The 26,051-nt window shown below is 66.8% G+C and carries 31 protein-coding genes; 15 read left to right on the forward strand and 16 right to left on the reverse strand.

Going from position 1 to position 26,051, the window contains the following annotated elements; all coding sequences use genetic code 11:
• Window positions 1-25: 25 nt before the first annotated feature.
• From BKG60_RS22255 to BKG60_RS22265, 3 genes are all read right to left on the reverse strand, one after another.
• Entirely contained in the window at window positions 26-229 is a 204-nt protein-coding gene (locus tag BKG60_RS22255) for a hypothetical protein (RefSeq protein WP_075910002.1), read from the reverse strand.
• A gap of 71 nt (window positions 230-300) precedes the next feature.
• Entirely contained in the window at window positions 301-495 is a 195-nt protein-coding gene (locus BKG60_RS22260) for a DUF3046 domain-containing protein (RefSeq protein WP_070944022.1), read from the reverse strand.
• A 9-nt stretch (window positions 496-504) separates the two neighbouring features.
• Entirely contained in the window at window positions 505-1,677 is a 1,173-nt protein-coding gene (locus tag BKG60_RS22265) for a glycosyltransferase (RefSeq protein WP_070944023.1), read from the reverse strand.
• Window positions 1,678-1,718: 41 nt separating this feature from the next.
• Here BKG60_RS22265 and BKG60_RS22270 point away from each other — a divergent pair, with 41 nt between their 5' ends.
• Entirely contained in the window at window positions 1,719-2,153 is a 435-nt protein-coding gene (locus tag BKG60_RS22270) for a limonene-1,2-epoxide hydrolase family protein (RefSeq protein ID WP_070944024.1), read from the forward strand.
• 7 nt (window positions 2,154-2,160) lie between these two features.
• Here the strand turns inward: BKG60_RS22270 and pspM are convergent, their stop codons facing one another.
• From pspM to pgsA, 5 genes are all read right to left on the reverse strand, one after another.
• Window positions 2,161-2,979, reverse strand: a complete 819-nt coding sequence (pspM, locus tag BKG60_RS22275) for a phage shock envelope stress response protein PspM (RefSeq protein WP_075910003.1) — start codon at window positions 2,977-2,979, stop codon at window positions 2,161-2,163.
• 20 nt (window positions 2,980-2,999) lie between these two features.
• Complete coding sequence (pspA, locus tag BKG60_RS22280) at window positions 3,000-3,815, reverse strand: phage shock protein PspA (protein ID WP_075910004.1); 816 nt, start codon at window positions 3,813-3,815, stop codon at window positions 3,000-3,002.
• 197 nt (window positions 3,816-4,012) lie between these two features.
• On the reverse strand, window positions 4,013-4,354 hold the full coding sequence (gene clgR, locus BKG60_RS22285; RefSeq protein WP_075910029.1) for a transcriptional regulator ClgR: 342 nt from the start codon (window positions 4,352-4,354) through the stop codon (window positions 4,013-4,015).
• 96 nt (window positions 4,355-4,450) lie between these two features.
• Window positions 4,451-4,939 (reverse strand): CinA family protein, encoded by a 489-nt coding sequence (locus BKG60_RS22290; protein ID WP_075910005.1) that lies wholly within the window; start codon window positions 4,937-4,939, stop codon window positions 4,451-4,453.
• Window positions 4,917-5,522 carry a CDP-diacylglycerol--glycerol-3-phosphate 3-phosphatidyltransferase gene (gene pgsA / locus BKG60_RS22295; protein ID WP_120765000.1) on the reverse strand — a complete coding sequence of 202 codons (606 nt, stop codon included), beginning with the start codon at window positions 5,520-5,522 and terminating at the stop codon, window positions 4,917-4,919. The genes BKG60_RS22290 and pgsA overlap by 23 nt, the downstream gene beginning before the upstream one ends.
• 42 nt (window positions 5,523-5,564) lie before the next feature.
• On the opposite strand from pgsA, the gene BKG60_RS22300 reads away from it, so the two are divergent.
• The gene (locus BKG60_RS22300) at window positions 5,565-6,086 is read left to right on the forward strand and encodes an amino-acid N-acetyltransferase (protein ID WP_207553895.1); all 522 of its coding nucleotides are present in this window, start codon (window positions 5,565-5,567) and stop codon (window positions 6,084-6,086) included.
• Between the two features lie 76 nt (window positions 6,087-6,162).
• On the opposite strand, the gene BKG60_RS22305 is transcribed toward BKG60_RS22300, so the two are convergent.
• Window positions 6,163-8,724 (reverse strand): FtsK/SpoIIIE family DNA translocase, encoded by a 2,562-nt coding sequence (locus BKG60_RS22305; protein WP_207553896.1) that lies wholly within the window; start codon window positions 8,722-8,724, stop codon window positions 6,163-6,165.
• A 159-nt stretch (window positions 8,725-8,883) separates the two neighbouring features.
• Here BKG60_RS22305 and BKG60_RS22310 point away from each other — a divergent pair, with 159 nt between their 5' ends.
• The 3 genes from BKG60_RS22310 to BKG60_RS31570 are packed head-to-tail and all read left to right on the forward strand — an operon-like array spanning window position 8,884 to window position 10,174.
• Window positions 8,884-9,198, forward strand: a complete 315-nt coding sequence (locus BKG60_RS22310; protein WP_075910008.1) for a putative quinol monooxygenase — start codon at window positions 8,884-8,886, stop codon at window positions 9,196-9,198.
• Window positions 9,198-10,025 carry a mycofactocin-coupled SDR family oxidoreductase gene (locus BKG60_RS22315; protein WP_075910009.1) on the forward strand — a complete coding sequence of 276 codons (828 nt, stop codon included), beginning with the start codon at window positions 9,198-9,200 and terminating at the stop codon, window positions 10,023-10,025. The genes BKG60_RS22310 and BKG60_RS22315 overlap by 1 nt, the downstream gene beginning before the upstream one ends.
• Window positions 10,022-10,174 (forward strand): hypothetical protein, encoded by a 153-nt coding sequence (locus tag BKG60_RS31570; protein ID WP_423213081.1) that lies wholly within the window; start codon window positions 10,022-10,024, stop codon window positions 10,172-10,174. Before BKG60_RS22315 ends, BKG60_RS31570 begins: the two co-directional genes overlap by 4 nt.
• 54 nt (window positions 10,175-10,228) lie before the next feature.
• Here the strand turns inward: BKG60_RS31570 and BKG60_RS22320 are convergent, their stop codons facing one another.
• Window positions 10,229-10,636 (reverse strand): group III truncated hemoglobin, encoded by a 408-nt coding sequence (locus BKG60_RS22320; RefSeq protein ID WP_075910010.1) that lies wholly within the window; start codon window positions 10,634-10,636, stop codon window positions 10,229-10,231.
• A gap of 72 nt (window positions 10,637-10,708) precedes the next feature.
• On the opposite strand from BKG60_RS22320, the gene BKG60_RS22325 reads away from it, so the two are divergent.
• Window positions 10,709-11,332, forward strand: coding sequence for a helix-turn-helix transcriptional regulator (locus tag BKG60_RS22325; RefSeq protein ID WP_075910011.1), 624 nt, complete (start codon window positions 10,709-10,711; stop codon window positions 11,330-11,332).
• On the forward strand, window positions 11,332-11,769 hold the full coding sequence (locus tag BKG60_RS22330) for a hypothetical protein (RefSeq protein WP_075910012.1): 438 nt from the start codon (window positions 11,332-11,334) through the stop codon (window positions 11,767-11,769). The genes BKG60_RS22325 and BKG60_RS22330 overlap by 1 nt, the downstream gene beginning before the upstream one ends.
• On the opposite strand, the gene BKG60_RS22335 is transcribed toward BKG60_RS22330, so the two are convergent.
• The 4 genes from BKG60_RS22335 to thyX are packed head-to-tail and all read right to left on the reverse strand — an operon-like array spanning window position 11,755 to window position 15,866.
• Window positions 11,755-12,429, reverse strand: a complete 675-nt coding sequence (locus BKG60_RS22335; protein ID WP_131827528.1) for a hypothetical protein — start codon at window positions 12,427-12,429, stop codon at window positions 11,755-11,757. The two genes, BKG60_RS22330 and BKG60_RS22335, sit on opposite strands and share 15 nt — an antisense overlap.
• A gap of 47 nt (window positions 12,430-12,476) precedes the next feature.
• On the reverse strand, window positions 12,477-14,153 hold the full coding sequence (locus tag BKG60_RS22340; RefSeq protein WP_075910014.1) for a ribonuclease J: 1,677 nt from the start codon (window positions 14,151-14,153) through the stop codon (window positions 12,477-12,479).
• Window positions 14,153-15,055, reverse strand: coding sequence for a 4-hydroxy-tetrahydrodipicolinate synthase (dapA, locus tag BKG60_RS22345; protein WP_070944037.1), 903 nt, complete (start codon window positions 15,053-15,055; stop codon window positions 14,153-14,155). Before dapA ends, BKG60_RS22340 begins: the two co-directional genes overlap by 1 nt.
• 58 nt (window positions 15,056-15,113) lie before the next feature.
• On the reverse strand, window positions 15,114-15,866 hold the full coding sequence (gene thyX, locus BKG60_RS22350; protein WP_075910015.1) for an FAD-dependent thymidylate synthase: 753 nt from the start codon (window positions 15,864-15,866) through the stop codon (window positions 15,114-15,116).
• Between the two features lie 167 nt (window positions 15,867-16,033).
• Here thyX and BKG60_RS22355 point away from each other — a divergent pair, with 167 nt between their 5' ends.
• The 6 genes from BKG60_RS22355 to BKG60_RS22380 all read left to right on the forward strand — a co-directional run bounded on the left by BKG60_RS22355 (window position 16,034) and on the right by BKG60_RS22380 (window position 21,477).
• Window positions 16,034-16,900: a DMT family protein gene (locus BKG60_RS22355; RefSeq protein WP_070944039.1), complete on the forward strand. Its 867-nt coding sequence runs from the start codon at window positions 16,034-16,036 to the stop codon at window positions 16,898-16,900.
• Between the two features lie 120 nt (window positions 16,901-17,020).
• Window positions 17,021-17,473: a hypothetical protein gene (locus BKG60_RS22360; RefSeq protein ID WP_075910016.1), complete on the forward strand. Its 453-nt coding sequence runs from the start codon at window positions 17,021-17,023 to the stop codon at window positions 17,471-17,473.
• Window positions 17,474-17,618: 145 nt separating this feature from the next.
• Window positions 17,619-18,404 (forward strand): bestrophin-like domain, encoded by a 786-nt coding sequence (locus BKG60_RS22365; protein WP_075910017.1) that lies wholly within the window; start codon window positions 17,619-17,621, stop codon window positions 18,402-18,404.
• 144 nt (window positions 18,405-18,548) lie between these two features.
• Complete coding sequence (locus BKG60_RS22370) at window positions 18,549-19,160, forward strand: TetR/AcrR family transcriptional regulator (RefSeq protein ID WP_070944042.1); 612 nt, start codon at window positions 18,549-18,551, stop codon at window positions 19,158-19,160.
• Window positions 19,157-20,233, forward strand: a complete 1,077-nt coding sequence (locus tag BKG60_RS22375) for a DUF1214 domain-containing protein (RefSeq protein WP_070944043.1) — start codon at window positions 19,157-19,159, stop codon at window positions 20,231-20,233. The genes BKG60_RS22370 and BKG60_RS22375 overlap by 4 nt, the downstream gene beginning before the upstream one ends.
• The gene (locus tag BKG60_RS22380; protein ID WP_075910018.1) at window positions 20,230-21,477 is read left to right on the forward strand and encodes a sulfotransferase family protein; all 1,248 of its coding nucleotides are present in this window, start codon (window positions 20,230-20,232) and stop codon (window positions 21,475-21,477) included. The genes BKG60_RS22375 and BKG60_RS22380 overlap by 4 nt, the downstream gene beginning before the upstream one ends.
• Window positions 21,478-21,494: 17 nt before the next feature.
• Here BKG60_RS22380 and BKG60_RS22385 read toward each other — a convergent pair whose 3' ends face one another.
• A complete protein-coding gene (locus BKG60_RS22385; RefSeq protein WP_075910019.1) occupies window positions 21,495-22,283 on the reverse strand; it encodes a FadR/GntR family transcriptional regulator in 789 nt (262 codons plus the stop codon).
• Between the two features lie 69 nt (window positions 22,284-22,352).
• Here BKG60_RS22385 and BKG60_RS22390 point away from each other — a divergent pair, with 69 nt between their 5' ends.
• Window positions 22,353-23,282 carry a proline iminopeptidase-family hydrolase gene (locus BKG60_RS22390; RefSeq protein WP_075910020.1) on the forward strand — a complete coding sequence of 310 codons (930 nt, stop codon included), beginning with the start codon at window positions 22,353-22,355 and terminating at the stop codon, window positions 23,280-23,282.
• Window positions 23,283-23,314: 32 nt separating this feature from the next.
• Complete coding sequence (locus BKG60_RS22395) at window positions 23,315-24,727, forward strand: APC family permease (protein ID WP_075910021.1); 1,413 nt, start codon at window positions 23,315-23,317, stop codon at window positions 24,725-24,727.
• On the opposite strand, the gene BKG60_RS22400 is transcribed toward BKG60_RS22395, so the two are convergent.
• On the reverse strand, window positions 24,704-25,912 hold the full coding sequence (locus BKG60_RS22400; RefSeq protein ID WP_075910022.1) for a winged helix-turn-helix domain-containing protein: 1,209 nt from the start codon (window positions 25,910-25,912) through the stop codon (window positions 24,704-24,706). The two genes, BKG60_RS22395 and BKG60_RS22400, sit on opposite strands and share 24 nt — an antisense overlap.
• Window positions 25,913-26,051: the final 139 nt, after the last annotated feature.

Genomic DNA, 26,051 nt, shown 5'->3' on the forward strand with positions numbered 1-26,051 from the left:
GTGGACACGCCGGAGATGATCTCGGTCAGTGACGCCAGTTCGGAAAGTTGTCGAGATCCCGCAGCGTCAGGACGAAGCCGAATGCGCCGACGGCGATGGCCAGGAAATATCCGAGGGCGGCCTGCCAGCCACTCAGAGTTGACGCGACCAACCAGCACAGCAGAACCGCTGCGATCACCAGCAGGACACCGTAGAGGGGCGTCCGCATCGGATGGTCACCGAGACCCATGACTCCGGTATACGCCGAAAATCTGCGCAGGGGAAGCCGGTGGCCTCCCCGCGGAAGTCACCACTGAACGCTCACCACTGGTCACGGGGAACGTCGAAATCCGCGCACAGTGCCCGCCACACATTGCGCGGCTCCTCGCCGTCCTCGATGGCCTGTGCGGCCGTCCGGCCGTCGAGGGCACTGAGCACGTGGTCGACGAGCAGCGAACGGCCTCGCATCGTGCCGAACTGGCCGTCCACGAGCTCATTGAATTCCGTCAGCCGCACGAGCCCAACCTACCCAGTGCGCACGAGTGCGTCATGGCACACCCGTACCGGATCTGCCACCTCGTCCGCCGAGGTTCCGGCGCGCCGGGCGGCCGCGCGGTATGACGGTGAAGCGAGCACGGTACCGACGGCGGCCGTCAGCGCCTCGCCCGAAAGGGGGCGCACCAGCTGCCCACTACCTTGGCGCACAACGCGATTGGCGAGCTCCCACTGATCACCGCCACCGGGTACCACGACCATCGGCACACCGGCCAGAAGTGCCTTGGACACCAGGCCGTGCCCGCCGCCGCAGATCACCAGGTCGGCCCGCGACAACAACTCGTCCTGCCGGCCCAGGCCCACCGCCGCCCACGGAGGCACCTCGAGTTCGGCGCCACCCAGTCGCGACACCACCACCCGGGCGCCCGCCGGCAGCGTGTCGCCGGGGCGCAACGATTCCAGGACCAACTCGGCCATCCCCTGCGTACCGGTGGTCGCAGTAGACGGCGCCACCATCACGACCGGTCCCGATCCCGGCGGCACGGTCAGTACCGCGTCGGTGGGCTCGAAATGCAACGGGCCCACCACCACGGCCTCGGCCGGCCAATCCGGACGCGGCACCTCAAGCGCGGGCAGGGTGGCGATCAGCCGACGCCGCGGCCCGGGATCGACCGGTGGAAGGCCGATGTCGGCCCGTACCGCAGCCCGCTGGGCCAGACCGGCCCGGATCGATCTCGCGGTCAGGGCGCGCATGACGGTGTCGCGAAGACGTCCACGCAGGCCGACCCCGGGGGCCAACCCACTGCCGATCGGCGGCAACCCCTTCGACGGCAGGTACAGCGGATGCGGATTCAGCTCGACCCACGGCAATCCGAGCAGTTCGGCGGCCATCCCCCCACAGGCGGTGATGACGTCGGAGACGACGAGGTCCGGTTGCAGCTCCCGCAGGCCGGGGAGGTTGAGCTGGGCCATCCGCGCGGCACGCTGGTGGATCTTGGCTCCGGCATCGGCATCGTCGTCGGCATCGGTCACATCGAGGCCGACGAGTTCGGCCGCCTCGACCCCGGCCGCTCGCGCGGTATCGAGCCATTCGACGCCGGTCAGCAGCGTCGGGACATCCCCCGCGGCCAGGAACTTCAAGCACAACGCCAGGGCCGGGAAGGCATGCCCGGGATCCGGCCCGGCGACCACTGCTACGCGCACCGGGCTACCTTGCCACAGCCTTCCCGCACTAGGCTTCGGGCATGGCTGACCAATCCACCACCGCAGCTGCGTCGCAGACCAGCACGGTCGAGACGTTCCTCAACGCACTGCAGGAACAGGATTTCGACACCGCCGAGAACGCATTGGCGCAGAACCTCGTCTACCAGAACGTCGGCCTGCCGACGATCTATGGGCGTAATCGCGCGATAAAGCTGTTTCGCTCCATGGAGGGGCGAGCCGGTTTCGAGGTGAAGATCCACCGGATTGCCGCCGATGGTGCGGCCGTGCTGACCGAACGCACCGATGCGCTGGTGTTCGGCCCGGTCCGTCTGCAGTTCTGGGTGTGCGGTGTCTTCGAGGTGCACGAAGGCCGAATCACCCTGTGGCGGGACTACTTCGACTTCCTCGACATGTTCAAGGCCACGCTGCGCGGGCTGGCCGGGGTGGTCGTACCGTCGTTGCGGCCCTCGCTGTAGCGCCGGGTCACGCGCGGCGCAGCTGACCGAGTTCGTCGAACGCCTGCGCCCAGCCGATCAGACGATCGGTGGCGCCGGTCAGCTCGCTGCGGTAACGCTGCTGCGCCAACGGCGACGCCGCGCCCTGGCCGCTGTTCACCGTCGACACCAGCTGGGCTGCGGCGGTGACCATCTCGTTGTATTGCCGCACACCTTGACCGAGTTGGGCGGTGAACGCGTTGATGGTCGGCACCAGATGCTGGCGCGACTGCGGGGCGTTGCTGATCGCCCGCTCCATCGACACCACCTCGGTGGCGGTGGCCGCCATCGTCCGCGCCGTGTGATTGGCCACCGCGGTCAGCTCACGCAGTTCGTCGGCCGGAAGCATCCGACCGCGCTCCAGCACGCCGAGCAACGAGAACATGCCGCGTTCGGAGGCCATCAGCGCCGCCATGGGCTGACGCGCCGCCGAACCCCACGGCGGCAACCGGCGTCCGGCCACGGGTCGCTGCGCCGGAAGCGGTTCCGCGCGCAGCCACCGGTAGCGCAGCCAGAACAGCGTGGCCGGGAAGGCCGCGCCGGCTGCGAGCGCTCCACTGATGATCAGGCCCCAGACGGGTGTGCTCCACGACGCCAGCAGCGCCGTCACCAGTACCCAGAACACGCTGGACAAGGTGAAGAACACCCCGAAGCGCAGTGCCCACCGCCGCTTGCGCAACAGCTTTGCGCGCGGATCGGCGGCGGCACTGAGCTTTTCGGTCAGCGCACCGGACAGATCGGCCGCGGTGTCGATGGCCCGCTGCGCCAGCGATCTCCAGGTGTCCGGTCGTCCGGTCTTGACAGCCATGATCTAACCCACTCGAATCGTTATTGGCCGAGCGGGTTTTCGGGCGTGGCAGAGGTTTGGTTGGTCGACGGCGAGGCCGGCGTGCCCGGAGAAGCGTCGCCGCTGGGCAGGGCGTCGCCGCGCATCGAGGCACGGATCTGCTCGAGCCGTGAGTGCCCGGCCATCTGGACGCTGGCCTGCTGCACCTCCATCATGCGGCCCTGGACCGAGTTCTGGGCCAGCTCGGCCTGCCCGATCGCATTGGCGTAGCGGCGCTCGATCTTGTCGCGCACCTCGTCGAGGCTCGGAGTGTTGCCGGGCGCGGCCACCTCGCTCATCGACCGGAGCGAGGCACTGACCTGCTCCTGCATCTTGGCCTGCTCCAGCTGCGACAGCAGCTTGGTGCGCTCGGCGATCTTCTGCTGCAGCATCATCGCGTTCTGCTCGACGGCCTTCTTGGCCTGCGCGGCCGCCTGCAGGGCCTGGTCGTGCAGACCCTTGAGGTCCTCGACGCTCTGCTCGGCGGTGACCAGCTGGGCGGCGAATGCCTCAGCGGCGTTGTTGTACTCGGTGGCCTTGGCCGCGTCACCGGCAGCCGTGGCCTGATCAGCCAGCGTCAGCGCCTGACGGACGTTGACCTGCAGCTTCTCGATGTCTGCCAACTGGCGGCTGAGCCGCATCTCCAACTGGCGCTGGTTGCCGATGACCTGGGCGGCCTGCTGGGTGAGGGCCTGGTGCTGACGCTGGGCGTCCTCGATGGCCTGCTGGATCTGCACCTTCGGATCGGCGTATTCGTCCACCTTGGAGCTGAACAGCGCCATCAGGTACTTCCACGCCTTGACGAACGGATTGGCCATTGGTTCGTTCCGCCTTATCTGTCGGGCTTGTCGGGCCCTTGATGGGGCCTCGTCATTCAGATTTCCGCAATTCCTCTGATGCCAACTTATCGGTTCCGGACAAGCAGCCACAGCCCCGCGCACTGTTCGCGTGGGCGTTTTGCGAAAATTCGCGCCGCGGGCACGAACAGCGCAATCAGACCGGGGCCGGGTTCATGTCACGCGACGGCCATCGACACGGCGTGCGGGATGACGACCTTGGTGGCCGCATCGATGTGGGCGACGTTGGCGTGAGCCGACGCCGGGACCGCCGCGTCGACGTGCTCACGTTCGGCCATGTTCTCGCCCGCGTCGGTGAGTACCCGTGACAGTGGCACGTCCAAGGCGTCGCAGATGGCGCCGAGCAGTTCGCTGGAGGCCTCCTTACGGCCCCGCTCCACCTCGGAGAGGTATCCGAGACTCACGCGGGCGGCGTCGGAGACTTCACGCAACGTGCGCCCCTGCTCGGTGCGGGCGTTACGCAGTACGTCGCCGATCACCTCGCGCAGCAATGTCGTCATCGCACTCTCCTTCGCCTCGCCTGTCACAGGTCGCTAACAGACCAACGCCGGCGATCTTCGCAAGGTTCCCGGGCGGAACGATTGACGCGATTTCGGTTACTGGTTCTCGACCAGGAAGCGCAATCGGGCGATCGCCTCGTCCACGGCCGCGCGCCGGATGTCCCAGCGTGAACCGGTCAGTGACAACTCGACGACCTGGGTGTCGACGGGCCCGGCCAGGCCGATGAACACCGTGCCCACCGGGTGTCCACCGTGCGGCTCCGGCCCGGCCACACCGGTCAGGCCGACACCCCAAGTCGCTGCACAGCGCTGCCGGGCTCCGACTGCCAGCGCCCGCGCGGTGGGTGCGGCGACCGGGCCGACCGCGTCGAGCACCTGCGGGGCCACGCCCGCCAGCCAGACCTTGGTGTCCTCGTTGTAGGTGACCAGGCCGCCCTGCAACACGGCACTGGCCCCGGAAACCCCGGCCAGCGTCGCCGCGAGCAGCCCGCCGGTGAGCGACTCGGCGGTGGCCACGCTCTGGGAGCGCACCGTCAGATCGGCGACCAGCGCCCTGGCGTCGTCAGTGAGCAGCGGATCGTCCACGCGAATCCCTGATCGCGGAGATGACGTAATCGGCGCCGGTGAGCACGGTCAGGACCACGGCGGCCCACATGGTCACCCATGCGACGTTGAGCCAAATGTCGGGCCAGGCATGCAACGGCAGGATGAACAGCCCGATGGCCACGGCTTGCACGAGTGTCTTGAGCTTGCCGCCGCGGCTGGCCGGGATCACGCCGTGGCGCAGCACCGCGAACCGCAGGACCGTGATACCGATCTCACGGACCAGCACCACCGCAGTGATCCACCACGGCAGGTCGTGCAGCATCGACAGCCCGATCAACGCCGCCCCGATCAGCGCTTTGTCGGCGATCGGATCGGCCAAGGTGCCGAACTCGGTGATCATGCCGTAGCTGCGGGCCAGTGCCCCATCGAAGTGGTCGGTGATCACCGCTATCGCGAACACCGTGAAAGCGGCGATCCGCCAGCCGGTTTCATGGCCGTCGCCGGCGAACAGAAAAACCAGGAACACCGGAACGAGCACCATGCGCACACCGGTGAGCACGTTGGCGAGGTTGGCCACGCGCGCACGCGGAACCACCGGATCGGTAGAAGGTTGGCCCGGCACCGCAACAGAATATCGGTTGCCGAAACGGATACTCTTGCGCCTGTGAACGCAGGCAGTGCCGAGTCGCGCAAACACCCTGTGGTGCGGCGGGCCCGCACGTCCGATGTCCCGGCAATCAAGTACCTGGTGGACGTCTATGCGGGCAAGATCCTGCTGGAGAAAAACCTGGTGACGTTGTACGAGGCGGTCCAGGAATTCTGGGTGGCCGAGCTCGACGGCGAGGTGGTCGGTTGCGGCGCGTTGCATGTGCTGTGGGCCGATCTCGGCGAGGTGCGCACCGTGGCGGTGCATCCGAAAGTCCGGGGCACCGGCGTCGGGCACGTACTCGTCGAGCAGTTGCTCGACGTCGCCCGCGAGCTGCATCTGAGCCGCATCTTCGTGTTGACATTCGAAGTCGGCTTCTTCGCCAAGCACGGCTTCGAGGAGATCGACGGCACCCCGGTGACCGCCGAGGTGTACGAGGAGATGTGCCGCTCATACGACACCGGTGTGGCGGAGTTTCTCGACCTGTCCTACGTCAAGCCCAACACCTTGGGCAACACCCGGATGTTGTTGGCGCTCTAGTTCTTTCCGCCGAAATGGCATTCCGGAAGGCCATCACTGGCCGAAGCTGTGCCGGAATGCCGTTTCGGCACAGAAGTCAGAACTCCTCGGTGTCGTCGTCGGCGTCCCCGCCGACGGCGTCCGACCCACCGCGAATCAGCGCGATCGTGCCTGCCAACTCGTCTGGCTTGACGAGCACCTCGCGTGCCTTCGAACCCTCGGACGGTCCGACGATGCCGCGGGTCTCCATGAGGTCCATGAGCCTGCCGGCCTTGGCGAACCCGACGCGCAGCTTGCGCTGCAGCATCGAGGTGGACCCGAATTGCGAGGACACCACCAACTCGACGGCCTGCAGGAGGACGTCCATGTCATCGCCGATGTCGGGGTCGACGTCTTTGCGCTCGCCGGCCTTGACCGCGGTGACGCCCTCGACGAACTCGGGCTCGGCCTGGGTCTTGGTGGCCTCGACGACGGCGTGGATCTCCTCGTCGGTGATGAACGCGCCCTGCATACGCAACGGCTTGTTGGCGCCCATCGGCAGGAACAGGCCGTCACCCATGCCGATCAGCTTCTCGGCGCCGGGCTGGTCCAGGATGACGCGGCTGTCGGTCAGCGACGAGGTGGCGAATGCCAGCCGGGAGGGCACGTTCGTCTTGATCAGACCGGTGACCACGTCCACCGACGGTCGCTGGGTGGCCAGCACCAAGTGAATACCGGCCGCACGCGCCTTCTGGGTGATACGCACGATGGCGTCCTCGACGTCACGCGGCGCGGTCATCATGAGGTCGGCGAGCTCGTCGACGATGGCCAGGATGTACGGGTAGGGCTTGTACACCCGCTCACTGCCCAACGGGGTGGTGATCTCGCCGGACCGCACCTTCTCGTTGAACACGTCGATGTGACGGACCCGGGACGCCTTCATGTCCTGGTAGCGCTGCTCCATCTCCTCGACCAACCAGGCCAACGCCGCCGCGGCCTTCTTGGGCTCGGTGATGATCGGCGTGATCAGGTGCGGAATGCCTTCGTAGGGGGTGAGTTCCACCATCTTCGGGTCGATCAGGATCATCCTGACCTCTTCGGGGGTGGCCCGCGCCAGCAGCGACACCAGCATCGAGTTGACGAAGCTGGACTTACCGGAACCGGTGGAGCCGGCCACCAGCAGGTGCGGCATCTTGGCCAGGTTGGCCGAGACGAAGTCGCCTTCGATGTCCTTGCCGAGGCCGATCACCAGCGGGTGATGGTCGCGACGCGTGGTGGGGGCGGTGAGCACATCCGACAGTCGCACCATCTCGCGGTCGGTGTTGGGCACCTCGATCCCGACGGCCGACTTGCCGGGAATGGGCGCGAGCATGCGCACACTCTCGGTGGCCACCGCGTAGGCGATGTTGCGGTGCAGCGCAGTGATTTTCTCGACCTTGACGCCGGGCCCGAGCTCGACTTCGTAGCGCGTGACGGTCGGACCGCGGGTGCAGCCGGTGACGGCTGCGTCGACCTTGAACTGTTCCAGCACCGAGGTGATGGCGTCGGTCATCTGGTCGTTGGCCGCCGTGCGGAGCTTGGGCGGATCACCGGCGACCAGCAGATCCAGGGACGGCAGCGTGTAAGGGCCCTCGACCACCCGGTCCATCACCAGGGTGTCGTCAGTCTTGGGCTTGCTCTCGGCCTTCTTCCGGCGCGGTTTGACCGCGGGTTCCGGGACGGTCGGCGCGTCGGCGTCATCGGGCAGCGGGTAGTTGTCCATCGGGGTGCCCGCCGGTTTGGGTGCCTCGAGCGCTGCCGTCGGCCAGTTCTGGGCCTGCGTGTCCCCACGTGCGGAGTCGTCGTCGTAGTAGCCGTCGGACAGATCGTCGTAGCCGTCATCCCCGTCGTACTCGTCGGCGTACTCATCGTCGTACTCGTCGTGGAACGCCCGGGTGCTGAACATCGTGCGCAACGTCGATGGCACTTCGCGGATCGTCGTCCCGGTCACCAGCAGCACGCCGAACAGCACCGCCATGAACAGCAGCGGCGCAGCGATCCACTCGGTCAGCCCGTCCGACAGCGGTCCGCCGATGGCGAAGCCGATGAACCCGGCCGCGTGCTGACGTGCCGTCGGATCCTGCGGGGAGCCCGACCACAGGTGCCACAAACCCAGCATCGGCAGCGCGATCATGGCCGAGCCCAGGATCAGCCGGGGGCGGGATTCGGGGTCGGGTTCAGTGCGCATGAGCACCACCGCGATGACGCCGAGTACGACGGGCGCGAGCACCACGGGACCGCCGATCATCGTGCGCAGCGCGGTATCGATCCAGTGCCCGACCGGCCCGGCCGCATGGAGCCACGAACTGGCGGCGACGACGACGGCGATGCCCACCAGGGCGAGCGCCAGGCCGTCGCGGCGGTGGCCGGGCTCGATGTCGCGGGCCCGGCCCACTGAACGGGCAGTCGAGCCGGCCCCCCTGGCCAGCATCAGCCAGCCCGCGCGGGCTCCCTGGCCGAGTTTCTGGCCGGCAAGCGCCACGGGCGAGGCCTGAGGCCGGCGCGCGGGCTTGCGCCGGGGCGCAGGCGGGCGGCTCTGACGACCCTGGCGAGCCGGCGCCTGGCGCCGCGACCCGCCCCGCGAGCTGGCGTTTGACCTGCTCGAACGCGCTCCGGATCGGCCGGCGGTCTTGTTAGCCATGACCGCAAGCCTAGTCGCATATGCCCCACAATCACCATCTGCCACACGGGTCACAAGACGGTCTCAATTGACACTTAGCCATACGAACCGAATTCACCGGACCATCGCATAGGGTGGACACTCGTCCAGTTTCGGCACTCACCGAGGAGTTCTGCCCCTATGCCCGTTGTCGTTGTCGCCACCATGAAGGCCAAGCCCGAGTCCGTCGATGCGGTGCGCGAAGCCTGCACCAATGCCGTCGCCGCTGTTCATGACGAGCCGGGCTGCCAGCTGTACTCACTGCACGAGGCCGACGGCACCTTCGTCTTCGTCGAGCAGTGGGCCGACGCCGACGCGCTCAAGGCTCACAGCACCGCCCCGGCGATCGGCACCCTGTTCGGCTCGATCGGTGAGCTGCTCGACGGCGCTCCCGATATCAAAATGTTGCAGCCCGTCGTGGCAGGTGACCCGGCCAAGGGTCAGCTCCGTAGCTGATGAGCGCCGAGGCTCCCCTGGCCGGGAAGGTCGCGTTCATCACCGGCGCCGCCCGCGGCCAGGGGCGGGCCGAGGCCCTACGGCTGGCCGCCGACGGAGCCGACATCATCGCGATCGACCTGTGCGGGCAGATCGCATCGGTGCCCTATCCCCTGGCCACGCCCGATGATCTGGCCTCCACGGTCAAGCTCGTCGAGGACACCGGCGCGCGCATCGTCGCGCTGCAGGCAGACGTCCGCGACGAGGAGGCGCTGAGGGCGGCTTTGCAGACCGGCATGGATCAGCTCGGCCGGCTCGACATCGTCGTCGCCAACGCCGGCATCGCCCCGATGCAGTCCGGGCCCGACGGCTGGCGCGATGTCGTCGACGTCAACCTGACCGGTGTCCACCACACCGTGGAGGCGGCGATTCCGCACCTGGTCGCTCAGGGCGATGGCGGATCGATCGTCCTGATCAGCTCGGCTGCCGGGCTGATCGGAATCGGCGGCGGCGACCGCGGGTCGATCGGCTACACCGCAGCCAAGCACGGAGTGGTCGGACTGATGCGGGCATACGCCAATTTCCTTGCTCCACACAGCATCCGGGTCAACTCCATCCACCCCACCGGGGTAGACACGCCGATGATCAACAACGAGTTCACCCGGGATTGGTTACGGCAGGTCTCCGAAGAGTCGAACGCGCCAACCGATTTCGCGAATGCGCTCCCGGTGCAGGTGGTGCAGGCCGAGGACATCGCCAACGCGGTGGCCTGGCTGGTGTCGGATCAGGCGCGCTACGTCACGGGTGTGACACTTCCGGTGGATGCCGGCATCGTCAACAAGCGATGAGTGAACCCGTCACGGCGACCGCGATCGGCCCCATGGTGCTGGCCGCCGTCGAACAGTACGAGCCGATCCGGCGGCGGCTGGTCGACGACGAACTGGCGGGCGCGTTCCTGCCGGCCGGGCTGGGTGCGTTCACCCGGACCATGCGCTAGTCGGTTGCCCGAAGACAACTGATCCAGGCCACCGAACCTGACCTGCCGCAAGCGCTAGCAGGCAACCAGAGCGTCGAGCTCGGCGGCATCGACACCGGCCAGTCGCCGGTGCATGGCCTTGGCGATACGCCCGGCCTGCAGCTTGGCCCGCTCGGCGTGCGGGCCCGCGAACAGCTCGTCAACGGTGTCGGTCCACAACGTCAGCCACCGCACGAAGTGTTCGGCCGACAACGGGTGACGGGCGTGCAGCTCGCGGTGCACGATCAGGGCGCTGCGCCGGTAGAGCCCGGCACGGAACAGCACGGTCTCCCAGAAGTCGCACATGACAGGCAGATGGGAGCGCAGACCTTTGGCACGCAGCTCTGCGAACGGCTCGGCGAGCACCGGATCGGACAACGCCTTGCTGTAGAAGCACCACAGCAACAGCTCGACATCGTCGTGGCCAGACAGGTCTTCAGCCATCGGACAGGTCCCTTCCCGGGCCGGTGGGGCGCGCTCTAGTTTCTACAAACTCTGTTTGTATAAACTCTATCTATGGTCACCGCGATCGGGAAGCGCCGAGTCGACGTGCTGAGCACGCTGAAGGCCTCGCCTACGCCGATGACCATCGCGCAGCTCGCGGCCGAACTCGCAGTTCACCCCAACACCGTGCGGTTCCACCTGGACCATCTCGAGGCCGACGGCCACGTGGAACGTGTCCAACCTCACCACCGCAGCCCCGGTCGCCCCCCACAGCTCCACCGGGCGGTGCGCCGGATGGACCCGGCCGGCCCGACGCGCTACCGGATGCTGGCCGAAATTCTGGCCAACGGATTGGCCGCCGACGACGATCCAGCCACCAAGGCCCGGGAGATGGGGCGCGCGTGGGGACGCACGTTGCCGCGCCCGGCTACCGACTCCCCTGTTGACGCCCTCGTTCAGACACTCGACGACATCGGCTTCGCACCCGAACCACCCGACGATGACCGGCTCCGGTTGCGCCACTGCCCCTTTCTCGACCTCGCCCAGACGCGCGCCGCTCTGGTGTGTCCGATCCACCTGGGGTTGATGCAGGGCGCGTTGGAAAGCTGGCAAGCACCCGTTGCGGTCGAGCGGCTCGACGCGTTCGTCGAACCGGATCTGTGCGTGGCCCGTCTCGGCCCGAGAGGAGATTCATGATGAATGCCGGTGCGGCTGTCGCGGTCGCGGTGACCTTCTGCTGGCTGGGCATGGTGCTGGCGATCTCGTTCATCGAGGCGCCGCTGAAATTCCAGGCGCCCGGCGTGACGCTGCAGATCGGGCTCGGCATCGGGCGCAAAGTTTTCCGTGCGCTCAACACCGTGGAAACTGCGTTCGCCGTGGTCGTCGTCGCGGCCCTCGCCACGCATCGCCCGTCAGCGGCGACGATCGCGGTCTTCGCGATTGCCGTCGCAGCGCTGGCCGTGCAGCTGATCGCCGTGCGGCCCAAGCTGACTCAGCGGTCGAACGCAGTGTTGGCCGTCGCTCCGGGACAGGAAGTGCACGGCCGGTCGCAGGCGCACTACGTCTACGTCGCGTTCGAGCTGATCAAGGTCGTCGCCCTGCTGACCGGCGGAGTCCTGCTATTTGCCGGCTGACTCCAGGCTCGGCGTGTTGACCTGAACCACAAGGCCATTCGAATACGGCCGGTGCGGGTCGCGCGGATTCGTCTCGGGAAGAATCAGACGCCAGCCCTTGTGCGGATTGTTGTCGCGGGCCACGAGGAATCCACCACTGGCGCCCAGGCCCGCGAGCTCGTCGGCACTGCGAATCTGACTGTCGGCGAACAGGTCTCCGGCCTGCGCGTGGGCCGCCGGCTCCGAAGACATCCGCCCGAGCCAGGAGGCGATCGCATCATGCACGTACGCCGCCTGGGCGTCCGACAACCGCACATCGATCAGAATCGCGGTGTCGGAGTGGGGAAAACGGGCCGGGTACACGTCGCACAGGATTCCGCCGCGCAGCACCCGGGCGTAGAAGCGGCGCATCAGCACCGAGGGCATCAGCTTGGTGGCTCCGAACAACAACGCGAACCACACTGCCACAAGCACTGTGAAGACAGCCATGTTCTGGTGATCACGGGTGGCGATCGCGTAGGCCGCCACGCACACGAGGTAGACCGCGCCGACGGCCATCATCACCACGAACACACGGATCGTGTACGGGTACTCCACTGCGCGCTTGACTTCGTCCACCGAGTTGAGCGCGGGAATCGGACGACGTCGCTCGAATGGCACCTGAGGTGCGGGGCGGCTCACCGACCCAATCTAACGGCTGCAGAGACCCGCTCAGCGCACCAATTCGGCTAGATCTCGATGACGGTCGGGACGATCATCGGCTGACGCCGGTAGGTTTCGCCCACCCACTTGCCCACGGTGCGCCGCACCGCCTGAGCGATGCGTGTCGGGTCGGTGATGTTGTCGGCGGCAAGGCTTTCCAGTTCCCGTTCGACGTTGCGGGCCACCGGCTCCAGTGCTTTCGGGTCCTCGGAGAAGCCACGGGAGTGCAGGTGGGCCGGAGCGGCCGGCTTCCCGGTCTCGCGATGCACCACCACCGTCACCGCCACGAAACCCGAAGACAGGATGAGACGTTCGCCGAGCGTGGCGTCGCCGACATCGCCGGTGATCAACCCGTCGACGAACATCTTGCCCACGGTCACCGCGCCGGCGATCGAGGCCTTGCCTGCCACCAGGTCCACGCTCACACCGTTCTCGGCCAGTACGATGTTCTCCTGCGGCACGCCGGTGCTGGCGGCCAGTGCTGCGTTCGCGCGGAGGTGGCGCCAGGTGCCGTGCACCGGCATGACGTTGCGGGGCCGAACCCCGTTGTAGAGGAAAAGCAGCTCACCGGCATAGGCATGGCCCGAAACATGAACACGCGCTTGGGCATTGGTGACGACTCGGGCGCCGATCTTGGCGAGGGCATCAATGACGCCGTAGACCGCTTCCTCGTTGCCCGGGATCAGCGACGAGGACAGGATGATCAGATCGCCTGCGGTCAGCGTGATGCTGCGATGCTCACCGCGAGACATCCGCGACAGCGCGGCCATCGGCTCGCCCTGCGTGCCGGTGGTGATCAACACGACCTTCTCGGGCGGCATCATCTCGGCCGCGCCGATGTCGAGGATGTCGGCATCGGTGACCCGTAGGTAGCCCAACTCACGGGCGATGCCCATGTTGCGCACCATCGAACGCCCGACGAACGAAACCCGCCGCCCCAGCGCCACGGCGGCATCGATGATCTGTTGCACGCGATCGACGTTGGACGCGAAGCACGCGACGATCACGCGGCCCTCGGCCCCGCGGATCAGCCGGTGCAGCGTCGGGCCGACCTCACTCTCGGACGGACTGACGCCAGGGTGTTCGGAGTTGGTCGAATCACACAGGAACAAGTCCACCCCGGCGTCGCCCAGGCGCGACATACCCGGCAGGTCGGTGGGGCGGCCGTCGAGCGGCTGCTGGTCGAGCTTGATGTCTCCGGTGTGCAGGACGGTGCCTGCGCCCGTGTGGATCGCAACGGCCAGACATCCCGGGATCGAGTGGTTGACCGCGAAGTACTCGCATTCGAAGACACCGTGCTGGGTGCTCTGCCGCTCGGCGACCTCCACGCACACCGGCTTGATCCGGTGCTCGCGGCACTTCTCGCGGATCAGCGCGATGGTGAACTTCGAGCCGACCACCGGGATGTCGGGGCGGAGCTTGAGCAGGAACGGGATCGCGCCGATGTGGTCCTCGTGGGCGTGCGTGACGACGAGCGCCTCGACGTCGTCGAGCCGGCCCTCGACGTGACGCAGGTCCGGCAGGATCAGGTCGACGCCGGGCTCGTCGTGCCCGGGGAAAAGCACCCCGCAGTCCACGATGAGCAACCTGCCCAGGTGCTCGAAGACCGTCATGTTGCGGCCGATTTCGCTGATTCCGCCCAGGGCGGTAACTCGCAGACCGCCGGGGGCCAGTGGCTTGGGGGGCGCGAGTTCGGTGCTCACTATCGCAACACCGCAGCCGCACGCATATCGACGGCGAGCGCCTCGATCTCGGCCGGGGACGCCGGGATCTGCGGCAGCCGTGGCTGACCGGCATCGAATCCCTGCAACCGCAGGCCTTCCTTGGACATGGTCACCCCACCGAGGTGGGCCTGGGCCCGGGCCAGCGGGGCCAGCGACACGTTGATCTTGCGGGCCGTGGCGATGTCACCAGAGTTGAATGCGGTCAACATGTCTCGCAACTGCCCGGCGGCCAGATGCCCCCAGACGCTGACGAAACCGACCGCGCCCATGGCCAACCAGGGCAGGTTCAACGTGTCGTCACCGGAGTAGTACGCCAGACCGGTCTCGGCGAGAATCTGGCCACCACCGTGCAGATCTCCCTTGGCGTCCTTGACGCCGACGATGTTCGGGTGCGCGGCCAATGCGCGGATGGTCTCCCACGCGATCGGGATCGAGGACCGCGGCGGGATGTCGTAGAGCAAGTTCGGCAGACCGGTGGCATCGGCGACGGCGGTGAAGTGCGCCAGCAGACCCGCCTGCGGGGGCCGCGAGTAGTACGGCGTCACCACGAGCAGTCCGTGCGCGCCTTCGGCGGCACTGGCCTTGGCCAGCTGCACGCTGTGGGCGGTGTCATAGCTGCCCGCGCCGGCGATGATGCGGGCCCGGTCCCCCACGGCCTCCAGCACCGTGCGCAGCAGTGCGAGCTTCTCGTCATCGGTGGTAGTCGGCGATTCACCGGTGGTGCCAGAGAGCACCAGGCCGTCGCAGCCTGCGTCGATCAGGTGATTGGCCAGTCGAGCGGCGGCATCGAGATCGAGCGAGCCGTCGGGCTTGAACGGCGTCACCATTGCGGTCAACACCGTGCCCAACTGCGCTGTTACATCGATTCCGCTCGTACTCACGCGCCAAGATTACCCCGGACCGATCGGACTTCCGTCGCCGTCCTGACCGGCGACTCCGTCAAGCCTCCGTCGCCAATGGGGAGGTAGCCACCTCACTACCATCCGCGAGCGTCGAAATCTCGAAATCGGAGAACACCGCCGGAGCCGCGTCTACGAGCTCACGCAGGCAGGCGATCGCCAGCCTGCGGATCTCCACATCGGCGTGTTCGCTGGCGCGCATCGCGATGAAATGGCGCCAGGCGCGGTAGTTGCCGGTGACCACGATGCGGGTCTCGGTGGCGTTGGGCAGCACCGCCCGGGCGGCCTGTCGGGCCTGCTTGCGCCGCAGAACGGCGTTGGGCTGGTCGGCGAACTTGGCTTCCAGGCGGGCCAGCAGTTCGGTGTAGGTGGCCCGGCTGGCGTCGGCGGCCGCGCTGAAGATCTCCACCAACTCCGGATCGTCCTCGAATCCGGGCGGGACCACCACCTCGGCGTCGTTCTCGGGCACGTAGCGCTGCGAGAGCTGTGAGTAGGAGAAGTGGCGGTGCCGGATCAACTCGTGGGTGGCCGACCGGGAGATGCCGGTGATGTAGAAGCTGACGCTCGCGTGCTCCAGGACGGAGAAGTGCCCGACGTCGATGATGTGACGGATGTAGCCCGCGTTGGTCGCCGTCCTGGGATTGGGCTTCGACCAACTCTGGTAACAGGCCCGGCCGGCGAACTCGGTGAGCGCGGGCCCGCCGTCGGCATCGGTGCTCCACGGCACGTCAGGCGGCGCCTGGAATTCCGTCTTGGCGATCAGCTGCACACGCAGCGGCGCGATCTCGGCCACGAACTCACCCTACTGTCGAGCCGTCACCACCGACTCGGCACCGCGCCGAGTTCTACCCCTGGGCTGTCCATCGTCGGGCACGACGACCTTGCCGTGGGAATCGGCGACAGATCACCCGAGTGGGACCGGTCGCGCTCCTACAATCGCCTGATGTCCGGCGGTTCGCAGTGCTGATCGGCGTGGCCGCCGCGCTACTGGCGTGCGCCGGTTATGGAACCGCTTCCGTGCTGCAGTCTTATGCCGCGGGGCGTTCCGGTGCGGCGGCGGGCGCGGTTGACACCGGCCCCACGCTGCGGTCGACGATCACCGCAATGCTCGCACCGATCTTCATCGCGGGAATCGCGCTCGATCTTGTCGGCTTCGCGGGCAGCATGGTATCGGCGCGGCTGATTCCACTGTTCCTGTCGCAGACGATCATCAGCGCCAACCTCGTGGTCACCGCCGTGTTGAGCATCTTTGTGCTCGGTGTCCGGCTACATCGACGGGACTGGACTGCGATCGCCATAGTGCTTGTGGCGCTGTGCATCCTGGGCGCCACCGCCGGCCGTCTGGGCGACCGCGACCCCGGCGCGGTGATGCATTGGGGCGTCCTGGTGGTGTCGGCGATCATTCTGGGCCTGGGCGCTGCGCTGGTCCGACTGCTCGGCCAGAAGGCTGCGGTTCCTGCCGGCCTGATCGCCGGGGTGCTGTACGGCGCCATGGCGGTTGCGGTACGCGTCGTCGATGGTCTCGAGCCGCTGAACGTGGGGATACTGATCGCCGACCCGGCGCTGTGGGCCATTCTGGTCGCCGGCCTCGGCGGGTTCTATCTGTTCACCGTCGCTCTCCAGGTCGGTTCGGTCAACGGTGTCGCCGCGGCGTTGGTGGTCGGCGAGACCGTGGTCCCCGGCATCGTGGGCGTGGTGCTGCTGGGCGACGTCTCACGACCGGGATACGAAGCCCTGGTGGTCGTCGCGTTCATCGCGGCCGTCGGCGGAGCCGTCGCGCTTGCCTTCTCCAGCGCTGTCGAATACGAGCGGGCGCAGAGTTCCTGATCCGAAACTTGTCGGACCGTTCGCTTTTACTGTCCTGTTCCCCGGACACCGGGCGGCGGGTTCACAGCTTGGACCCTGCCCCGCCACCCGGCCCACCCGCCTGAATAGGAAGGCCTATCGATGCTACGCACGATCATTCGCGCAGCCCTTGCCGCGACACTCCTCACCGCCGCGCTCGCCCTGGCCGGCTGTGTCTCACCGGACCGGGTCTCGACGAATCCCGCTGACACACCGCGCTGGGATGCCGCAGTGTCGTCCTCCACGCCGTCCCCGGTGGCCACACCGCCCACTGCCGCCGACTTCGTCGTCGGCGTGGTGGTCACCGAGCAGAAGTGCTTCGGCTCGGCCGGCTGCATCTATCACTACACGATCAACCCGCAATACCTCAGTACAAAGCCGTTGCCGGACAAGACAACTGTGATCTTCAAGGTCACCGGCGGTGATCAGGATCAGGTCGGCAACTTCACCATCGACGACGGTGGCACGGCGACCTTTGACCGCGAGTCGACCATCGACGGCCCCGAGGGTGCCGATTTGGCGGCCACCGTCACCCAGGTGCTACCCGGGCGCTGAGGCGTCGCCCAGACCGACGAATTGGTCGCTGATCGAGGGGCAGCGACCAATTCGTCCTCCCCCGATCCGTGGCGCATCGGCAGGCTCGGGCCAAACCGACCGATCCGGGTCCGCTCCGAGAAGTTTGCTGCCATTCTGTTCAGCTATGGGCGACTTTGGGGTGGTCGGCGCGTGGATCATGCTGGCAGTGGTCGTCGTCGGCGCCGTGGCACTGGCAGTCGGCAGCGTGCTACTGGCCAGCCGGGTCATCGCCCGGGACACGCGGCCGGAACACAACGGGATCCTTTCGCCATTCCTCACCGTGGTCGGCCTCGTCTACGGTGCACTCCTGGGCTTCACCGTGGTCGTCGGTTGGCAGCAGTACCTGTCAGCGCAGACCAACGTGTCGAACGAGGCCTCGACATTGGTGACCATGTACCGCCAGACCGTTGCCATGCCGCAGCCGGAACAGGGACAGGTGCGCGAACAGCTCCGGCGGTATGCGGCCGCCGTGCAGGGGCCCGAATGGGGCAAGGAGGAGTTCGGCAGCATCAGCAACAACGGCCGGCACGCCCTCACCGAGATGTACCGCATCGTCGGCACCGCCGGATCCGACTCGAGCGCGAGCCAGATCAACAGCCAGTTTCTGAGCCAATTGGCGGTCCTGACTTCGGATCGCAGTGCGCGGATTCTCAATTCGAGTCCCCGGATACCCCCGCTGTTGTGGTGCGCCCTGGTGTTCGGCAGCTTGGTGCTCATCAGCCTCGCCAGCTTCATGCGGCTCGAGAACAACCGGGCGCACATGATCCTGGTGAGCTCTGTGACCGTGCTGCTGGCGCTGCTGCTCTACCTGGTCTTCATGCTCGACCACCCGTACGGCCAGGTTGGCGTGACCCCACATCGGTTTGCGCATGCCGTGACGGTGTTCGACCTCATCGATCAGGGAACCTGACCGGGCTCCCCACCGTGTCGCCGCGCCGGTTTCGACCGCGGGGCTGTTGCGCGACGACGGCCGCGACCCAGGTGCCGAAAGCCGCGAGCCCAGACACCAAACTCACCCTTGACTCAATTACGTGACACATCGTAATTTAATGGTGTGTCCTCGATCACAGGCCCTGGCCGGCCGCGTGACCCTCAAACCCAGCGCGACATCATGCGCGCCACCCGTGACCTGCTGGCGCGTGACGGGTATGACCAACTGTCCATCGAGGCCATCGCCCGCGAAGCCGGAGTCAGCCGACCCACCGTGTACCGACGGTGGCCCTCGAAGGCGCACCTGGTCTTCGATGCCGCCTTCGAGCAGCCGCCCGGCGGCGAACTCCTGTCGGTATCAGGAGATTTCGAGGACGATGTGCGCGCCTTCGCTCGGGCGGTACTCACGTTCTGGCTCGACCCCGTGGTCGAGGCCGCCGCCCTCGGCATCCTCACCGAACGCCGTCGCGACCCAGAGCTGCACATCCGCACCCAACAACTGCTCGATGAGCGGACCAAGGACGCCTTCGGCGCACTGGTTTCCTCCGGCATCGAGCAAGGCCGGGTCCAACCCGACGCCGACGTCGCCATGCTCTACCAGACGTTGATCGGCACCGCGTTCTACACAGCCCACATGGAACCCGACGTCGATGTCGACGAGACCGCAGATCGCCTGTGCTCCTTGCTGATCAAAGGAGCCGAACGAACCCATCCCCGAAGGAAGGACCATCCATGACCGACAAGACCGAGCTGTCCGCAGCGTTCAACGGGCTGCTCGACGAAGTGCGCGCCATCGAGCGGAAACTGCTCGATGCCGACCCCGCGCTCAGCGAGCCCGACCTGCTCGATGGGTACCGGCTGGCATTCAGCGTGCTGCGCGTCGCCGTCGACGCGTATGTCTGGGGCGACCGGGACAAGCCGATCCTGGTGGATGTCATCAGCCCGTACCTCAAATGGGGTGGTGACAATTCCGACGCGTTCTATCAGCTCGCACCACTCGACCCCGCCCGTACGTACCGGGTCACCGGCAACCGAGGTGACGCGGTGTACCTGTCGATGACGGTCTACGGCGGGCCGGGCGAAGGCCGCTACAGCGACCGCATCGTCGGCACGATCAACAATCGCGACCTCGAATTCGACGAAGACGGAAACTTCGAGTTCGTGATGAGCCCCGATCCTCAACCGGGGGCCTGGCTCAAGCTCGATCCCGACACCGAATTCGCCTTGACCCGCGACTATCTGAACGATCCGAACACTGATCGTCGACCGACGTGGCGGATCGAGACTCTCGACCCGCCGGCGCGGCGCACCGACAGCGCCGCCGAGCTGGCCCGTCGCTTCCAGTACGCCAGAAACTGGTTGCGCGAACAGGTTTCGTTCCTACCCACCAAGGTCGAGCCGGCCAATCAGCTGCACCCCCCGTTCCCGGTGCCGCAGAACGCCTACGGCTGGTCGGCTGCCGACGCGGCGTACGCGATGGGCGCCTACGATCTCGCACCGGGTCAGGCCCTGGTCGTCGAGGGCACCTCGCCCGACTGTGCGTTCTGGAACCTGTGCCTGTGGAATCCGTTCCTGCACACCTACGACTACACCCACGAGCGGGTGACGATCAACGGCGCCCACGTGACCTACGAACCGGACGGATCCTGGCGCATCATCATCAGCGACAAAGATCCCGGCCACCCGAACTGGGTCTCCACGGCCGGACGCTCCAAGGGCCTCATCTGGCTGCGGTGGTTCCTACCCGACGAGACCCCCGCACACCCGCAATGCCGAGTGGTCGACGTGACCGAGGTAGCGGCCCGGTGACCACCAGTACGCAGCGTCCCGCCCCGATCCGATTCGACGACCTGGCCAACCCGGTGTATCCCCCGGCGGCCCAACCGATTCGCGACGGACTTGCCGCGTACGGCGCGAATCTCGACCTCGACCCGGACGCGCTGCTGACTGCGGCCATCGAGCGGACCGGGCTGCGCGATTTCGGAGACCCGGCGTTCCGGGAGCGCCTCGAGGTGCTCTGTACCGCACTGCGCGCCGAAGCAGGTCTGTCCGACACCGGTCTGGCGATCGCGTTCGAACAGCTGGTGGGCAGCTTGGTCAACCGGCTTCGACTGGAGGCACTGATCGCCGACCATCCCGAGATCGAGGACATCGAGATCGATCGGCCGATCATCATCTGTGGCCTCCCTCGGACCGGGACCACGCACCTGCACAACTTGCTCGCCGCCGATCCCGCCCTGCGCCACCTGCCATATTGGGAGAGCCTGGAACCGATACCGGGACCGGGTGAGGACACCCCGCAACCGCGTCGCGATCGGTGCGGCGCCGGACTGGACCTGGTGCAAACCACGATGCCGGAATTCCGGCGCATGCACGACATGACCGTTGAGCACGCGCACGAGGAGATCCAGCTGCTGGCCAATGACATCTCCGGCATGCTGTTCGAAACAACTTATTACGTGCCGAGTTTCGCGGCGCACTACAAGTCGCACGACCAAGCGGCGTCCTACGCGTACGTCAAGCGCAGCCTCAAGGCCATGCAATGGCTGCGCGGCGGCACCCGCTGGGTCCTCAAATCACCTCAGCACCTGGAGCAGTTCCCCACCCTGTCCGCCACGTTCCCGGATGCGACTTTTATTGTCACCCATCGTGATCCGGTCGAGGTGACGCTGTCGATGATGACCATGATCTGCTACGCCACGCGAATGGCGGTGTCCCGTCCCGATGTGGCGAAGCTGACCGAGCACTGGCTGAACCGCATCGACGATCTGCTCGCCGGCTGCATCCGCGACCGCGAAGTGCTGCCCGCCGGACAATCCATCGATGTGCGGTTCGACGACTTCATGGCCGACGAGGCGGGCACCCTGGCTGCCATCTACCGCCTCGCCGACCAGCCGTTCGGCGACGATGTGCGGGCCGCGATGACCGATTTCCTCACCGAGCACCCGCGCGGACGGTACGGCGGCGTCATATACGACGCGTCGAATCTTCACCTCGATCCGGCGGCGCTGGCCGAACGTTTCCGGGACTACCGGGAGCGGTTCCTCGGCTAGATTCCGCCCGCCGCCCGTCAGTCGATCAGACCTCCGGCGCGCCGCAACGCGGCCGCGATGTGTTCGAAGTCGATCGCCAGGTGTGCACGTGCCAGCGCTTCGGCGTCATCACCGCGCCGCCCGGCGATCGCGTCGATCAGCTGTTCGTGCTCCCGCAGGGCCCGTAGCTCCATCTGGCGCATGGTCGCCGAGTCACCCCACATGTGGGCCGGTGCGGCGATACTGACGGAGGATTCCAACTCGAGCAACGTCTGTTTGAGCACGGTGTTGCCGGCCGCGTCCATGATCGCCAGGTGCAACGCACTGTCGGCCTGCTGCGCGGCCCGGCCGCTGTCCGCACAGCGGTACGCCTCGAGCCGTTCGCGGAGCACCGCGAGGTCATGATCGGTCCGGGTCTCCGCGGCCGCGCGGCATACCGCACCGTGGATTCGGCACACGGCATCACAGCGGTCCCGAAGTTCATCAAGGCGCATGGTCAGGGTGCGTCCAACGGCGTCGGTCGACGATTCCGGCCATTGCTGCAGCACATAGGTGCCGCCGCCGCGGCCGCTGCGCCTGGTCTCCACCAATCCCAGCTCGACCAGCCGGGCCAGGGCTGCTCGTACCGTCATCCGACCGACCCGCAGGGACGCGGCGAGCTCACGCTCGGCAGGCAGGCGCGATCCGGGGAGGTACTCGCCGATCGCCACCGCGGTGACGAGGCGGTCGGTGATCTCATCCACCCGCGATGGTGTTTCGAGTTCACGCTCCAACAGCCCGGGCGTTGCGCCCACGGACTCGGTGGTCGGCGGATCGGGTGTCCCCATGAACACACAGTATCGACGGACGGCGTTAAATCCTGATTAATGGTCTTGTCACGAGACCATTAGTAGTTCATGCTGACGGCCATGCCTTGCACCACCCGCACAGTGCCCTTCCGCGGTCACGAGACCTGGGTTCAGATCACCACGCCCGAAACCCCCCAGCCCGGCGCTCTGCCCTTGTTCGTGCTGCACGGCGGGCCCGGCATGGCCCACAACTATGTCGCCAATATCGCTTCCCTCGCCGACGAGACCGGCCGCGTGGTCATCCACTACGACCAGTTGGGCTGCGGCAACAGCACCCACCTGCCAGACGCACCAGCCGATTTCTGGACGCCCCAACTCTTCGTCGATGAGTTCCACACCGTCCGCCAAACCCTCGGAATCGACCAGTACCACGTCCTCGGACAATCCTGGGGCGGCATGCTCGGCGCCGAGATCGCCGTCCGCGTCCCGGCGGGACTGGCCTCGTTGTCGATCTGCAACTCCCCCGCCTCGATGCAGTTGTGGGTCGAGGGCGCAGCCGAACTGCGCGCCCAGTTGCCGCCGCAGGTACAGGCCGCGCTGCAGCGACACGAGGCCGACGGCACGGTCACCGACCCCGAATACCTGGCCGCCACCCGGGAGTTCTACCGCCGCCACGTATGCCGGGTCGAGCCGGTACCCCAGGACTTCGTCGACACCGAGGCCCAGATGGAAGCCGAGCCGACGGTGTACCACACCATGAACGGCCCCAACGAGTTTCACGTTCTCGGAACCCTGCGCAACTGGAGCATCATCGACCGGCTGCCATCCATCACTGCGCCCGCCCTCGTCATCGCCGGAGAGTTCGACGAGGCCACCCCCGCGACCTGGCAGCCATACCTCGACCACATTCCCGACTCCCGCGGCCACGTGTTCCCCGATACCAGCCACTGCACCCACCTCGAGAAGCCCGAAGAGTTCCGAGCGGTGATCGCGGAGTTCCTCCAGGAACACGACCTGGCCGCCGCCGGCCCCGCCTGACTCTCCCACCCCTCCGACTCGACAGGAACGCCATGGCAACTGAGGCCGGTCCCGCCGCCGCCCCTCTCACCACCGGTGAAGGACAACGCGATCTCGAATCGTTCGGTTACAAGCAGGAACTCAGCCGTTCCGTCTCCACCGTCGACCTGATCGTCTACGGCCTGGTCTTCATGGTGCCCATCGCACCGTGGACGATCTTCGGCACGGTCTACAACAGCGCGTCGGGAATGGTGCCGCTGGTCTACCTGATCGGCCTCATCGCCATGGTGTTCACCGCGCTGGCCTACTCGCAGATGGCCAAGTCGTTCCCGCTTGCCGGGTCGGTGTACGCCTATGTGGGACGCGGTATCCACCCCGGTCTGGGATTCTTCGCCGGCTGGGCCATCCTGCTCGATTACCTGCTGATCCCTACCCTGCTGTATGTCTTCGCCGCCGAATCGATGGTCGGGCTCTTCCCCGGTACTCCGCGCTGGGTGTGGGCGATCGTCTTCGTGGTGGTCAACACGATCATCAACCTGCTCGGCGTGGGTTCGCTGAAAATCGTCAACCGGGTGTTCCTGGCTGTCGAACTGGTTTTCGTCGTGCTGTTCGTCATCATCGCGGTGCGCGCCATCAACGGTCAGTCGCTTCCCGAAGTCGGCTGGAGCGCACTGCCGATCTGGAACTCCGAGTTGGTCACCGCGCCGTTGATCGCGGCGGCGTTGTCGATCGCGGTGCTGAGTTTCCTAGGCTTCGACGGCATCTCAACACTGGCCGAGGAATCGACCGGGAAGAAGAACCCGGCCGGCCGCGCCATGATCGCTGCGCTGTTCGTGGTGGCGTTCCTGTTCATCGCCCAGACCTGGTTGGCCAGCCTGCTGGCCGGTGGCCGTGAGTCGTTCGGAGACGACGAGGTGGGCAACGCGTTCTTCCTGCTGGTGCAGGCCGCGTCGAGCACCGGCTGGATGAACGCGTTCTTCGTGGTCAATGTGCTCGCCGTCGGTTTCGCCAATGCGATGGCCGCGCAAGCCGCCACCAGCCGGTTGCTGTTCTCGATGAGCCGCGATCGCCAGTTGCCCGCCTTCCTGTCCACGATCAGCGCACGCAAGGTGCCGATCGCAGCCATCCTGGTGGTGAGCGCCCTGAGCCTGGTGCTGGTGCTGTTCTTCGTCGGACAGATCGGATTGATCTCGTCGCTGGTGAATTTCGGTGCGCTGTTCGGCTTCTGCCTGCTGCACGCCTCGGTCATCTGGTACTACGTGGTGCGCCAGAAGTCGAAGAACTACCTACTGCACCTCGTGGTGCCGACCGTCGGATTCCTGATCGTCGGCTACGTGTTGTTCAACGCTGACGTGCTGGCGAAAATCGGCGGCATCGTGTGGCTCGTGATCGGTGCGATCATCTTCGCCACCAACATGATGCGAGGGCGTGGGGTCCCCGAACTAGCTGAGGAACCGGCGACGTAACGGCTCGGCGAGGTCGCCACGGCCCCCCACCTCGACCTCGCCCACCCCAAGCCACGCCGCCATCGTCCTCAGCTCGACGGCCAGGGCCTCCGCCACCCGCGCGGGGTCCTGGCCGTCCTCCATGAACGCGCCGGGCACCTGCAGCGCGCTGTCGGTGCGTTTGATGTCGACCCGCCCCACCAGCTCGCCGTCCAGCATGAAAGGCCATACGTAGTAACCGAATTGCCGCTTCGGCGCCGGCGTGTAGATCTCGATCCGGTAGTGAAAGCCGAACAACCTCTCTACCCGGGGACGGAAGAAGATCAGCGGGTCGAACGGGCACAGCAGTGCTGTGCCGCGGTCACGCCGTGGCACCGTCTGACCCGCGCGGAGATACGCCGTCCCGCTCCACCCTTCGACGTCGACGGGCTCCAGCTCGCCGTCGGCGACAAGCTTGGCGATGGCCGGCTTGACCTGCTTGGCCCCCAGCCGGAAGTAGTCGCGGATATCGGCCTCGGAGCCGACTCCCAGTGCGGTGGCCGCTCGCAGGGTCAGCTCGCGAACCGCCTCGTCGTCGTCGACCTGCCGGGCCAGCACCTCGGGCGGTAGGACCCGTTCGGTGAGGTCGTAGTGCCGGGCGAAGCCCACCCGAGTCGCCGTCGTCAACACCCCGGACGACCACAGCGCCTCGGCCACCCACTTGGTGTCGCTGCGGTCCCACCATGGCCCCTTGCGGCCGCGTGGCGCGGACTCCAGGTGGGCTTCGATCTGTCCGGCGGTGGACGGGCCGAGCTCGGCCACTGCCGCGACGATGTCCTCGGCGAGCTTGGGGTTCTTGCGGACGATCTCGGTACCCCACCGCCCGTGGGTGTACTCCCGCATCCGCCACCGCAGCAGCGGCCAGTCCTCGACGGCCATCAATGCGGCCTCGTGCGCCCAATACTCCACGAGCAGCCGGGGTGAGCGCACGCTGTGCGACCAGGCAGCCCGGTCCAAGGTGTCACGGTCGTATGGCCCCAGCCGGCTGAACACCGGTGCGTAGTGCGCGCGCACCGCCACCGACACCGAATCGAGCTGTAGCACCTGAATACGTGAGAGCAGCTTGCGCAGATGCGCACGGGTGACGGCACCGCGGGGTTTGGAGTCGTGAAAGCCCTGGGCCGCGACGGCGATGCGCCGGGCCTGGGTTGTAGTCAGGGTGGCCACGTTGCCATCGTCCCCTAGGTGTAACTCCCAGACAGGTTGTGAACGGCGTGGTGAGCGGAAGTAGGTGAGGACCTCCGGTATCGGTGTGGTTACCAAACACGCACATCCGATTACCGAGAGGTCCTCATGGTCCACGCTA

This window comes from Mycobacterium syngnathidarum (assembly GCF_001942625.1).
Taxonomy (GTDB): Bacteria; Actinomycetota; Actinomycetes; order Mycobacteriales; family Mycobacteriaceae; genus Mycobacterium; species Mycobacterium syngnathidarum.